Here is a 12,641-nt window from a genome sequence, read left to right on the forward strand (position 1 = left end):
TCAACGTTCAGGATAGTCGTCTGCGTGCCTGAGTACAACTGCCAGGGCGCAGGCTGTTGAATGGTGCGCAGCAGTTCATACTTTTTTTCAATTTATTTAAACCTTATTAAGGGTTTTGCCGTAAAACGTCCCGCTGTTCATGTCCGTTTTACTTGCTCAACTAAGGATGAAGTGTTGAAAAGGCGTCTGTTAATTACCGTAACTGTTTTTTGGGCTTCGCTGGCACAGGCCGACGATATGCCATTTCCTGTGACGCCACCGGCGATTGATGCAGCCTCCTGGGTGCTGATGGACGCCACCACGGGGCAGGTGCTGACCGCGGGCAATCCCGACGAGCGCCGGAATCCCGCCAGTCTGACCAAGCTGATGACCGGCTATGTGGTCGACCGCGCGATCGACCAAAAGAAAATTACCCGCGACGACATGGTGACGGTGGGAAAAGATGCCTGGGCAGCAGGCAATCCGGTCTTTAAAGGCTCCTCACTGATGTTTCTCAAGCCCGGTGATAAGTTAAGCGTGCGTGATCTCAGCCGCGGCGTGATCATTGATTCAGGCAATGACGCCTGCGTTGCGCTGGCGGATTACGTGGCCGGTAGCCAGGACAACTTTGTTAAGTTAATGAACCACTACGTGGAGAAACTGGGGCTGACGAATACCCATTTCGAAACTGTACACGGTCTGGATGCGCCGAGGCAATATTCCAGCGCACTGGATATGGCAAAACTGTCGCGCGCCATTATTGATGGCGAGCCCGATTTCTATGCCATGTACCGTGAAAAAACCCTCACCTGGAACGGCATTACCCAGAACAACCGTAACGGCCTGCTGTGGGACAACAACCTGCACGTCGATGGCCTGAAAACGGGCCATACTGAAACGGCGGGCTTCAACATTATTGCCTCCAACATTGTGGGGCAGCACCGCCTGATTGCCGTCATCATGGGCGGGAAAAGTGCGAAAGGGCGTGAAGAGCAGGCGCGCAAGCTGCTGGTCTGGGGCCAGAATACGTTTGATACCGTACAACTGTTCCATGCCGGTAAGAAAATTGGCAGTGAACATGTCTGGTACGGTAATCCGCACCAGGTTGACGTGGGCACGGCAAACGATGTTTATCTTTCACTGCCGCGCAGCGAAATCCCGAACGTCAAAGCCAAATACGTGATCAACCGCACCGACCTGGAAGCGCCACTTAAAGCCAATGAGAACATTGGTGAAATCCAGGTGATGGACAAGGACAAGCAGATCGCCAGCTATCCGCTGGTGGCACTCACCGCCGTTAACGAGGCGGGCGTAGTGAGCCGCATCACGGACTACCTGAAACGCAAGTTCTAGTCGTTACGTCCCTGCTTCGCCTTCGCGGGGCAGGGATGAACCCGCTATCGTGCGCCATGTGTTGTCGTCATGGTGAATTTTGCTGATTTCCGGGGCAGGGTTGTTGATAATGGTCCGCTCAACGCTGTACAAGCGAAAACATTGACGGCGCGCCAGGATCGGCAGGGCGCGGCGCGTGGAATCATTTTTTTACCAGCGGACAAGCGACTTTGCGCTCTGATAAACCCATCTCAAATCTGGAATTCTGGTTATATCGTCATTACCGCAGCGTGCACGGGTTACGCATCGCGGTGGCGTTTCTGTGTGCGTTTCTGCTTGTCCGCGTCACGGGCATTCCCGAAGGCACCTGGCCTTTGATTACCCTGGTTGTGGTGATGGGGCCGATCTCAACCTGGGGAAACGTCTTCCCGCGCGCCATTCAACGCATTGGCGGAACGATTGCCGGGTCAATCTCTGGTCTTATCGCCCTCAGGCTGGAGATGATTTCGCTGCCCGGCATGCTGGCATGGTGCGCAGTGATCATGTTTATCAGCGGCTATCTGACGCTGGGGAAACACCCTTACATGGCATTGCTGATTGGCATCACGCTGTGCGTGGTTGTAGGCGCGCCAATGGGGGATTTCACCGTGGCGATGTGGCGCGGTGGCGATGTCATTTTAGGATCGTTACTGGCGCTGTTATTTACGGCCATCTGGGCGCAGCGTGCGTATATTCACTGGCGTATTCAGCTGTCAGATACGCTGGCAGAAATGGCCAAAATCTACCATGCGGGGTTTTCCGCCAACCTCGTGGAAAAGCCCCGGCTGAACAAACCGCTGGGCAAACTGCTCACCAGCGTGGTGAAAATGCGTGCCCTGCTGGAGCCGTCCAGTAAAGAAACCCGCATCCCAAAATCGGTGTTTGAAGCGATACAGACGTTGAACCGTAATATGGTGTACACCATTGAGATGCAAATTAATGCCTGGTGGGCATCACGCGAAAGTCATCTGATCATGCTGAATGCTCCGACGTTACGCCGCACGCAGGAGATGACCGAAAACGCGCTGCGAACCTTATCGGTCATGGCTGTGAAGGGGGAAACCTACGACATCATCGCGGCCAATCATGAGTTAACGGAAATCGTCAAAGAGCTTAAGCAGTTGATCGCTGACGGGAGTGACCGTCTGGAAGAAGCGCCGATTTATGGCTATGTCTGGCTGAGTCTGGAGCTGGCGAAGCAGCTGGAACGCATGACGGATTTGATGCGCCTGGCGCTGCGTAAATAATCACCTCAGACAATGACTTAATGCGAAACCCGGTTTTTTTGCGCTAAGATAAGAGCCAGTCCGAATTTAGCTGTGAGAATTGCCCACAAGGCTGGCTGGCCGCTAAGCTGATCGTTTTGACTCTCTCCCTGCTTTAGCAGGCTTAAAGAAAGGTGCCATCATGGAAAATGCCAAGCAATCATTTCAGGACGTACTTGAGTTTGTCCGTACGTTCCGCCGCAAGAACAAACTGCAGCGTGAAATCGTCGATAATGAGAAGAAAATTCGTGACAACCAAAAGCGTGTGCTGCTGCTGGATAACCTGAGCGAATACATCAAACCCGGCATGAGCGTTGAGGCGATTCAGGAAATCATCGCCAGCATGCGTGCTGACTATGAAGATCGCGTGGATGAGTACATCATCAAAAACGCTGACCTGTCTAAAGAGCGCCGCGAGCTGTCTAAAAAGCTCAAGACCATGGGCGTGGGCGAGACGAAAACGCCATAAGGCAACGCGTATTATCGCGGATAACCAGCCCGCTCCAGCCATCCGGTTGGGCGGGTTTTTTTGCGTCCGCGATCAGCGGGACAGCTTGCGGGCAATCTGCTGTAACTGACGGGCCAGCGCGGATAAGTCTGCGTCTTTGCTGGCCGGCGCGGCGGTGGTTTCCCGCACGACCAGTACCGGCTCCAGCGTCCGTGATGCGACCGCTTCCCCCTGCAGCGCGGCCAGCGCCTGCTCCACGCTCGTGGCACCCAGTTGCTGGAGATCCTGACGAATCGTGGTCAGCGGCGGCTGGTACCAGGCGCTTTCTGCCGTGTCATCGTAGCCGACAATGGAGATTTCAGCCGGAATCGCCACGCCATGCTGATGCAATGCCCGCATGGCACCCAGCGCCATTTCATCATTCGCTACCAGCAGCGCCTGGGGCAGCGCGTCCGGTAACTGAGACAGCATAGCCTGGTAGCCCGACTGGGCACTCCAGTCGCCGCGCAGCACACAACAGGGAGACAGACCGTGCCCGGCCAGCGCCTGGCGCCAGACCGCTTCACGCTGACGGGCCGATACCGAGCGAACCGGACCATTCAGCAGGCCGATGTGCGTATGTCCGAGCGCGACGAGATGCTCAACCGCAGCCCGCGCCCCTTTTTCATTGGAGTACTGGCAATGAGACACAACGGCGTGCGGTTCAGCATCCAGAAACAGCACCGGTTTTTTGCCACACAGACGACGGATTTTTTCCGCGTCGGCGGCCTCAAGCGGCATATTAATCAGTACGGCATCAACGCGCTGCGCCATCAGTTCATTCACCGTGGCTTCGGCATCGTCCGCGCTGTCCATGGCAATGACTAAATGGTAGCCGGCTCTGGCGGCGCGCTGCTGTATTGCCGAGGCAATCTGCGCTGGGGCCATTAACGCCAGATTGCTGGTGGCCAGGCCAAGGGTCCGCGTGGCTTTACCCGCTAACTGCTGCGCAACCCGATTGGGAACGTAGTTGAGCTGTTGCATCGCCGCTTCCACTTTTTCGCGGGTACGGGGAGAAACCTGCTCAGAGCGATTAAGCACACGAGAAACGGTTTGATAGGAAACGCCCGCCAGTTGGGCAACATCATCAAGGGTCACAGAGCGGGACGTCATTCTTCCTCCAAAAGATGAGGCAGCGAGTGTAACAAATTTCCGTTACCCACGCGTCGTGCAACGGCGTGGCTGCGTGCTCATCACATCCGTGTTTAACGGTTCTGTTGATAGATCTGCAGGTTGACATTGACCGCGTTCAACAGCGGTGCAGTGATGCCATGACGGCTGGCACGTAACAGCAGGTCGCCAATGATCGGGTCGGCTTCAATCGCAAAGCCCTGAGTCAAATCACGATACATTGAGGAGGTCATCGGCGTCGACGGGTCGTTCAGCAGCGCGTAGATTTTGGCGGTCACTGCCGGGCGCGGTTGGTAGCCCTCAGCACAGATAATCTGCAGCACTTCGCTATAAATGCCCTGAAGCAACATCTCGCCGCCTGGCTGGTTCAGCACCTGTTGCGTATTCCCCCGCGCCAGGCAGCACACGGCGCCGAGTGTGCTCAGCAGCAGCCATTTTTCCCATAATTCACCGATAATATTGTCGGTAAAAACTGTGTCGACAACGCTGCTGCGAAGGGCAACATCAACCTGCTGAAGCCGGGCATCATTATTACCATCCAGCGCGCCGTAACAGATCTGGTGCAGAGGCGTTAACTGCACCACATGGCCCTGGTCGTTCAGCGTGGCGTTAATTTTGCACAGCCCACCGATCACCCTGTCGGCACCAAAGTGGGTGACCAGCGTATCGATATGCCGCATGCCATTCAGGATCGGCATGATCAGCGTATGCGGACCGACAGCCCGCGCAATGTCCTGGATGGCCTGATCCAGACCGGTGCTTTTGACCGTGATGATGATTAAGTCGTAATGCGTATCCAGCCTGTCGGCAGTGATCAACGTCGGATGCAGCGTTTCCTGCCCTGATGGGGTCTGCAGCACCAGGCCCGTTTGTTGTAACTGACGGAAACGGCCTTCACGGACCAGAAAGGTCACATCTTGCCCGGCCTGCATCAGCCGCGCACCAAAATAACCGCCGGTTGCACCCGCACCTACCAGTAAAATACGCATCCCTTTTCCCTCTGTTAAACGCGCCTGTCCAGATGCAGGACAGAAAGTTTAGTTATGCGTTAAAACCCATTCTGCCCGCAAGCATTATTACATTCCGCATGGGCACAGAATCGCGCATTGATCGTGTTCCATTGAGCGCGACCTATGTCAAAAATCTTGAATATAGTGCTTAAGTATATTCACTATCCCTCATGACATGGCTGGCGTAACCTTATTTCATCGATGTTTATCATGCGAAAGCACCCGTCTTTCGCCAGGAGATGTTACAGATGAAAAAGATTGGTTTTCTCTCATTTGGCCACTGGACGCCCTCGCCGCAGTCCGCCACGCGTTCTGCCCAGGATGTGTTGCTGCAATCTATCGACCTGGCCGTCGCAGCGGAAGAACTGGGCGCGGATGGGGCCTATTTTCGTGTGCACCACTTCGCCCGTCAGCTCAGCTCGCCGTTCCCGCTGCTGGCTGCGGTCGGTGCACGCACCAAAAAAATTGAAATAGGGACTGGCGTGATCGACATGCGCTATGAAAATCCGCTTTATATGGTGGAGGATGCCAGCGCTGCGGATCTGATTTCCAACGGTCGCTTACAGTTGGGACTGAGCCGTGGTTCACCCGAGCAGGTGATTGATGGCTGGCGTTACTTCGGCTACGTGCCGCAGGAAGGCGAGACGGATGCGGACATGGGCCGTCGCCATACGGAAGTGTTCCTGGATGCGCTGCGTGGCGAAGGCTTTGCTAAACCGAATCCCAAGCCAATGTTCCCCAATCCACCGGGCTTGCTACGTCTTGAACCGCTGTCGGAAGGCTTACGTGAGCGTATCTGGTGGGGCTCGGGTTCCAACGCCACCGCAGTATGGGCAGCGAAAATGGGCATGAATCTGCAAAGCTCGACGCTGAAAGATGATGAAACCGGCGAGCCGTTCCACATCCAGCAGGCCAAACAGATTCGCGCCTACCGTGACGCCTGGAAAGCGGCAGGGCATCAACGTGAACCGCGGGTTTCCGTCAGCCGCAGTATCTTCGCGCTGGTGAATGATATGGACCGTGCCTACTTTGGTCGCAGTGGTCAGGATCAGGATTCCGTCGGTTTTCTGGATGAGAAAACCCGCGCCATTTTCGGTCGCAGTTACGCGGCTGAACCCGAAAAGCTGATCAAACTGCTGGCAGAAGATCAGGCGATTGCCGAAGCGGACACCTTGCTGCTCACCGTGCCGAATCAGTTAGGCGTGGAATATAATGCCCATGTGATTGAAGCGATTCTGAAGTATGTCGCTCCTGAATTAGGCTGGCGTTAAACGCTAACTGATTCTGTGAGAATAATCGCCCCGCGCAGTCCGGATTGCGCGGGGTTTTTCATTCTTTTTCCATCCTGATGTCCTGTCTTCTCTCCCGGTTACGTAGCAGTGAATGCCGTTTTTTTATTTTTAAAAAACTATTTCGTCGCGACACAATTTCTTATTAAGAATAATTCTTTCGGATTTATCTCAATAAAATCATGCGCGTTGTAAATTAATTGACATGAACTCATGTTAATTTTATTAATGAGTAAAGGGCGTAGAAAGAATCGTTGCCTGATTAACTATCCCTAATTGCTGCGTGAATAACGCAGTCATCTTTTTATTTCCACTTTATAGCGAACAGAAATGACAGGCCGGTGCTTATCCTGAATTTAAGATGGCACTGATGCTGACGAAATGTCTCAGCCTGGCGATGTGCATCGTGCTTTTTGTCCCACCCCAAACTAACCGGAAAAAAGAATGGCGATCGATATTTATTTGAAAGTTGAAGGCACCACAGGTGAATCACAGGACAGTAAACATAAAGGATGGACCGACGTACTCTCATTTGAGTGGGGGGCTTCACAACCCGGCAATATGGCTGTTGGCGGCGGTGGTGGCGCGGGGAAAGTGAGTTTTAACGATCTGCGGATCAAAGCCTTAATCGATAAATCCACGCCAGCCATTCTTAAATACTGTTCCAGCGGAAAGCATGTTTCAAAAGTTGAACTGTCGGTTTGCAAAGCTGGCGGTAGTCAGATTGAGTACACAAAAATTGTGCTGGAAGATGTTCTGGTCACCGCAACAAATTTCAACGGTATCGGGCAAAGTGACACTATTGTTGTGGACTATGCCTTTCAGGCATCTAAAGTTTCTACCAGCTATTGGGAGCAAAGCGCCAGCGGGACTAAAGGTGCGGAAAGCAAAGCCGGTTGGGATATTAAACAAAATAAAGAGAGCTGAGTTAATCTGCCCGTAAATATAAAGGTGAAAAATGGCTATTGATATATTTTTGAAGATAGACGGGATTGAAGGTGAGTCGCAAAATGCGAATCATAAAAAATGGATTGATGTACTTTCATTTGACTGGGGCGCGCAGCAGCCAGGGAATACGGCCGTTGGCGGCGGTGGGGGAGCAGGTAAAGTAAATTACCGCGATTTAACCGTTGAGGCCTTAATTGATAAGGCCACGCCTGCATTAGTGAAATATTGCGCCAGTGGTAAACATCTGCCGAAAGTTCAGCTGTCCGTTTGCAAGGCGGGTGGACAGGAAGTGGAGTATACCCGCATCACACTTGAGGATGTCCTGGTGACACAGACTGACTTCACCGGCGTCGGGCACGCGTCAACGCTGGGTATGCAATATTCCTTTCAGGCCAGCAAAGTGGCACTGGAATACTGGGAACAGGCTTCTCAGGGAACGAAAGCCGCTTCCGTACAGATGGGCTGGGATATTAAACAAAATAAAGAAAACTAATGACTTCGTCGGGCGGCAGCAAAAAGTGAGGGCGTTATGGCATTTCCAAAAGTGAGTCTTATTGAGGGCCTGACTACGGACCCTCGTTTTAATCCTGCGGGTTCCGCTAACTTTCTGTCCAAAGAGGTGCTTGATGAAGCGCTGATTTTAGTCAGATCGTTTGAACCAGCGGAAATCGCCCGGCTGAGTAAAACCGATACCAGCCAGATTGCTTATGCGATGTCGAATTATAAAGAAGATAATAACCGTCGTTATAAAACCTGGAACGAAGAGTCGGCTTCAGTCAGGAGGCCTGGCGGAGAAATTCGGCACCTTGACAATCGTATTGGCGGCGTCAGAGTTCAGCAGGCAAGTTCGATTGCGACAGGTGCGATATCAAGCTCTACTGGCGCTACAGGTGTGGTTTTATGGTCCGCTTACCAGGGGCTTGGAAGTATTATTGGACGGGGCTCTCTTCCTGTACTGGCGGCACTCTTTTCTGCGGTAGGCGTCTACTTCGTCAACAAAAAAACCGTTGCCGTTAATCAGATGGCTGCCCATATCAAAGCACTCGCGGATCTCTTTAATACTGCACATGAAGCCTTTGAAGACTTCAAAACAGAAGCGGAGCGTAAACGCGCTAATTTTAAACCCGACGATCAAATGCGTACGCCCCTCACCTTTGAGCAAACCGTGGCATCCCATAACGCCTGGCCCCAGGATCATGCGCGGGACATGACGCCCATCCTTCAGCAATTTATCCGCCATGAATATCAGCGTGTGGAGCTGTATGGCACGAGTGCCGAGTTTGTGAAGGTTTTTTTTAAAAACCAGGCACCCCTTTCTCTTTCACGCACGCAGTACAGTAATCTGATTAACTTAAAATTCCCGTAAGGAATGGCGAAAAGCTGTCTGAAGGCAACGCTATTCAGACGGCAAGCCCGCTTAGCGTGCCGGACGGTGAATTCATGTCTTGATAAAGGTAAGCAGACTGACCACCTTACCGGTTAAAGCACACGCCCTGGATGTTGCGTTTACCGACTCACTTCTCAGATAAGTTACCCTGCGCGGATAAAGGTTACCCCGCGCTTTTCCGCCCGGGTAAACGGTATTGCTTTGCGCCTGCCAAAAGTCAGGCTTCAGTTCCCACCATTCACATTAACCATTCGCGCATACGGCGTGTCAGTTGGCGCGCAGTATGCGTTGGAGGCGCATTAACAGTCGGCCGCAGGGCCGGACGGGACAGACAGCAGAATATTGTCAACGTTATGCGAGTTAGCTTCCAGGTCCTGACTTGTTGTCATCCGCTAAAATCGTTATGGTTTACAAGCGTTTGTCAGACCCGATAGCGGGACCAGCCCAGTAAGAAAACCTCCCGATATCAGCGCGTCGGCACTCTTGTAACTCATTGATGTCTTGCAGACATAAACAGTAAGCGGGCTGTCTGAAGGCGCAAACCCGGTGCTGGTGCACCAGAAGCAGATACAGCCTCATCCGGCCTGTATCGCGTCAAATGGCCTCGCGAATGATGGACTCACCTTATTGACCAGGAGCTTGCAAATGACGATGAATGCCCGATCTTCTGACGCTGCACTTACGGCGGCCTCATTTAAAACCCAGCGACATTATACAGTTGGTTATGTACCTAAATTCGGGGACACCAGCACACCTGCACTGAACATTAGTGGCAAATGGTTACGTGAATTGGGATTCGAGACGGGGACGAAGGTAAGGGCAGAGATCAGCAAAGGCTGTATCGTGTTGCAGGTCGAGACACCGGAGTCAGAAGAGAACCTTTCCCGAGCGCGTTAAGGGTTGTGTTGCTCTCACCACCGTTTATAGTTACAGAATCAACCGCCCCGTTTAAGGAGCCTGACATGCCACATTACTGTTTTTTCCAAAAGGGTAAGCAGATTGTCGTGCTGGAAAAATCGTCTACAGACAACGCTACCCAGCTCATTGCGCAGGGCTATGAAAAGCAATTTGAGGAGGTGAGTGCGTCCAGTGAGAAAAAGGCACTCGCTCGCTTTGCGGATATTCGCCGACGTAACCAGGCGGATTACGAGGACTTCCTGGCGGGGGCGGCAACGATGCCGATCATCGATGGCTTACGCGCGGTAGCGGGTTTTATCGTAGGTAAGAAGTAGCGCAGCCGGAGCAGCGCCTGCGTTAAGTTCCCTGCGCGGTAACGCGACCTGGATTGTTGCGTATTTCACGCCATTCCCAAAACAAAAAGCCCGCTCAGGTTTCCCTGAGCGGGCTTCTCTAAATCTGGCTCCTCTGACTGGACTCGAACCAGTGACATACGGATTAACAGTCCGCCGTTCTACCGACTGAACTACAGAGGAATCGTTTGAACGGGGCGCATATTATCGACGTCGTGCAGGCTTGTCAAAGCTCTTTTTCATAAAAGTGTCTGATTGCTGAAATACTCGCCAACTCTGTGCGCTGTGCCGTATCGCTAACGCTAACAAGCGGCTTCACAGGGTTTCTTATTGCGTAAACAGAAACCCCCCTCCGCGTAAAATTTCGCCTTGGACTGGACAGTGACGATTGTTCTTTATGTTCGTCACATTTATTTCATTTTTAGTTTGAAATGCTAATAAATGGAATTTAAATTTCATTTCAACTTTCGCTGTCCGCCCGGAGTCTAAATGAACAAAGTCAGAATCGGCATGATCGGCAGTGGCTACATTGGCCGCTGTCATGCGATTGCTTATGCCCAGGCCCCTGCGGTGTTTGCGTTAAAAGGGGAGATTGTCCGTGAGATGCTGGCAGAGGTGAATCCGGAACTGGCGGCAAAGCAGGCCGCCACCTTTGGGTTTGCCCGCTCAACCGGTGACTGGCGTGAGCTGGTGTGCGATCCCAATATTGATGTGGTGGATATCTGTGCGCCCAATTTTCTGCATAAAGAGATGGCGCTGGCTGCGATTGCTAACGGTAAACATGTCTATTCCGAAAAGCCGCTTTCCCTGACCGTAGCGGATGCCCGGGAAATGGTGGAAGCCGCGGCAAAGGCCGGCGTGAAAACGCTGGTGGGCTTCAATTACATGAAAAACCCCACCAGTCAGCTGGCGAAAGAGATTATTGCCCGAGGCGAAATCGGCGAAGTGGTGCACTTTTATGGCACGCACAATGAGGACTATCTGGCAAAATCTGACACTCCGCTCGACTGGCACTGCCAAAAAGCACTGGCCGGACTGGGCGCCCTGGGCGATCTGGCTGCGCATATCGTTAATATGGCGCATTATCTGGTCGGCAATATTGTGGAAGTCAGCGGCGATATGATGACGGTCATCAGGTCGCGTCCTGACCCGAAAGATCTCAGTCGTCAGTTACCGGTTGAAAACGAAGATCAGGCCAGCGCATTGCTGCGTTTCCAGAACGGGGCGCACGGCGTGATTGAAACCTCGCGCATTGCCTGCGGAGCCAAGATGGGCCTGACCTATGTGGTGACGGGCACTAAAGGCACGCTGCGCTATACGCAGGAACGGATGGCAGAGCTTGAACTCTATCTTCATGATGAACCCGCAGGGCGTCAGGGCTTCAAAACGATTCTGACCGGGCCTGCTCATCCGGATTACGCCAGTTTCTGTGTGTCAGCAGGCCACGGTATCGGCTTTAACGATCAAAAGACCGTGGAAATACGCGATCTGATTAATGGCGTCGCCGCAGGCGATCGTATGTGGCCGGATTTTGCCGAAGGTTTGCAGGTACAAAAGGTGCTGGAGGCGATTGCGCTGTCCGCCACAGAACGGTGCTGGCAGGAAGTCTGATAGTAGTTACAGCATACTTTAATGCACAGACGGGAACCTGTGCGCCTGCGGACAGGCAGGCGCACGTTGTTATCAGCAGTCAGACGCTTTGTCCCACCACAGCTTGTCCATCGCGTAATAGCGGTCACGCTGGCTCACCGGCTGTGACAAATCCCGCTCCCAGGGCTTCGCCAGGATGTAGTGCAGGTTCTTCACTTCTTTACATTCCCACAACGTATCGTGCTGAAAACGAAGCGTTTTTAGCGCATTATAAATATAGGAAAGGGGCAGCCATTTATCTTTAAAAGCTTCGTTGAGCAAGTCCTGTTCTGAGAAGGCATAGGCGCGCAGGTCATCAATGGCAGCAATACGCGCTTCAAGATCGTTAAAGACAGCCTCATCCGGTTCCAGCACCAGGAATCCACCGTTCAGGTAATAATCCACATGGGCCGGCGGCGTCTGCTCGCGCTCCTGCCAGGTATAGTGGCAGAACTCGGGCTCCCAACTGTCAGGATAGGACTCAATCTGGTTGGGATTACAGCGGCAGGCGTGGCAGGCGGCCAGCACGAAGTCACCCAGGTCCAGTGTAAACAGTTCATCCATATTCTTTAAGATGAGCATGTCAGCATCCAGGAATACCACGCGCCGATACTCGGTCAACTGCCAGGCGCGCAGCTTAGTCCAGACCTCGCCAAAGCGTTCAGAGGCATAGTGCTGATTCAAATCATTATTCGGATAAAGCGGATCAACCCGGCGGATAATACAGCCCTCATCCCTGAGGGCTTCACACTCGCTGTCACTGATAGCATTGGTGGCCATCACAAGCAGTGGCCAGCGTGTTTTCGTCTGTTGCAGTGAACGGTGCAGCGCTTTCACGCCCACCAGATAATCCGGTTGCGTCAGTAACGTTACCCAGGCAAACATAACATCCCTT

The 12,641-nt window shown here is 52.9% G+C and carries 13 protein-coding genes and 1 tRNA gene; 10 read left to right on the forward strand and 4 right to left on the reverse strand.

Going from position 1 to position 12,641, the window contains the following annotated elements; all coding sequences use genetic code 11:
- Positions 1-174 precede the first annotated feature (174 nt).
- The 3 genes from dacD (at position 175) to tmaR (ending at position 3,084) form a co-directional block, all read left to right on the forward strand.
- Positions 175-1,332, forward strand: a complete 1,158-nt coding sequence (gene dacD / locus C1N59_RS07580; RefSeq protein ID WP_394550505.1) for a serine-type D-Ala-D-Ala carboxypeptidase DacD — start codon at positions 175-177, stop codon at positions 1,330-1,332.
- A 209-nt stretch (positions 1,333-1,541) separates the two neighbouring features.
- Positions 1,542-2,597: an FUSC family protein gene (locus C1N59_RS07585; RefSeq protein WP_033740425.1), complete on the forward strand. Its 1,056-nt coding sequence runs from the start codon at positions 1,542-1,544 to the stop codon at positions 2,595-2,597.
- Between the two features lie 160 nt (positions 2,598-2,757).
- Positions 2,758-3,084 carry a PTS system regulator TmaR gene (tmaR, locus tag C1N59_RS07590; RefSeq protein WP_033740422.1) on the forward strand — a complete coding sequence of 109 codons (327 nt, stop codon included), beginning with the start codon at positions 2,758-2,760 and terminating at the stop codon, positions 3,082-3,084.
- A 72-nt stretch (positions 3,085-3,156) separates the two neighbouring features.
- Here the strand turns inward: tmaR and C1N59_RS07595 are convergent, their stop codons facing one another.
- Together C1N59_RS07595 and C1N59_RS07600 are read right to left on the reverse strand one after the other, a co-directional pair.
- Positions 3,157-4,215 carry a LacI family DNA-binding transcriptional regulator gene (locus C1N59_RS07595; RefSeq protein ID WP_033740416.1) on the reverse strand — a complete coding sequence of 353 codons (1,059 nt, stop codon included), beginning with the start codon at positions 4,213-4,215 and terminating at the stop codon, positions 3,157-3,159.
- 92 nt (positions 4,216-4,307) lie between these two features.
- Positions 4,308-5,222, reverse strand: coding sequence for a ketopantoate reductase family protein (locus C1N59_RS07600; RefSeq protein ID WP_162286472.1), 915 nt, complete (start codon positions 5,220-5,222; stop codon positions 4,308-4,310).
- A gap of 269 nt (positions 5,223-5,491) precedes the next feature.
- Here C1N59_RS07600 and C1N59_RS07605 point away from each other — a divergent pair, with 269 nt between their 5' ends.
- From C1N59_RS07605 to C1N59_RS07630, 6 genes are all read left to right on the forward strand, one after another.
- Positions 5,492-6,514: an LLM class flavin-dependent oxidoreductase gene (locus tag C1N59_RS07605; RefSeq protein ID WP_394550506.1), complete on the forward strand. Its 1,023-nt coding sequence runs from the start codon at positions 5,492-5,494 to the stop codon at positions 6,512-6,514.
- Between the two features lie 462 nt (positions 6,515-6,976).
- Entirely contained in the window at positions 6,977-7,459 is a 483-nt protein-coding gene (locus C1N59_RS07610) for an Hcp family type VI secretion system effector (RefSeq protein ID WP_039338087.1), read from the forward strand.
- 31 nt (positions 7,460-7,490) lie between these two features.
- Positions 7,491-7,973, forward strand: coding sequence for an Hcp family type VI secretion system effector (locus tag C1N59_RS07615; RefSeq protein ID WP_394550507.1), 483 nt, complete (start codon positions 7,491-7,493; stop codon positions 7,971-7,973).
- 36 nt (positions 7,974-8,009) lie between these two features.
- On the forward strand, positions 8,010-8,846 hold the full coding sequence (locus C1N59_RS07620; protein WP_033740411.1) for a hypothetical protein: 837 nt from the start codon (positions 8,010-8,012) through the stop codon (positions 8,844-8,846).
- Between the two features lie 666 nt (positions 8,847-9,512).
- Positions 9,513-9,764, forward strand: coding sequence for a SymE family type I addiction module toxin (locus tag C1N59_RS07625; protein ID WP_033740409.1), 252 nt, complete (start codon positions 9,513-9,515; stop codon positions 9,762-9,764).
- Positions 9,765-9,829: 65 nt separating this feature from the next.
- Positions 9,830-10,099 carry a hypothetical protein gene (locus tag C1N59_RS07630; protein ID WP_033740406.1) on the forward strand — a complete coding sequence of 90 codons (270 nt, stop codon included), beginning with the start codon at positions 9,830-9,832 and terminating at the stop codon, positions 10,097-10,099.
- 125 nt (positions 10,100-10,224) lie between these two features.
- On the opposite strand, the gene C1N59_RS07635 is transcribed toward C1N59_RS07630, so the two are convergent.
- Positions 10,225-10,300 (reverse strand) — tRNA-Asn (locus tag C1N59_RS07635).
- Positions 10,301-10,606: 306 nt separating this feature from the next.
- Here C1N59_RS07635 and C1N59_RS07640 point away from each other — a divergent pair.
- Complete coding sequence (locus C1N59_RS07640; protein WP_394550508.1) at positions 10,607-11,728, forward strand: Gfo/Idh/MocA family protein; 1,122 nt, start codon at positions 10,607-10,609, stop codon at positions 11,726-11,728.
- Between the two features lie 72 nt (positions 11,729-11,800).
- Here C1N59_RS07640 and C1N59_RS07645 read toward each other — a convergent pair whose 3' ends face one another.
- The gene (locus tag C1N59_RS07645; protein WP_394550509.1) at positions 11,801-12,631 is read right to left on the reverse strand and encodes a glycosyltransferase family 8 protein; all 831 of its coding nucleotides are present in this window, start codon (positions 12,629-12,631) and stop codon (positions 11,801-11,803) included.
- Positions 12,632-12,641 lie beyond the last annotated feature (10 nt).

The organism is Pantoea sp. SGAir0183 (assembly GCF_043545505.1).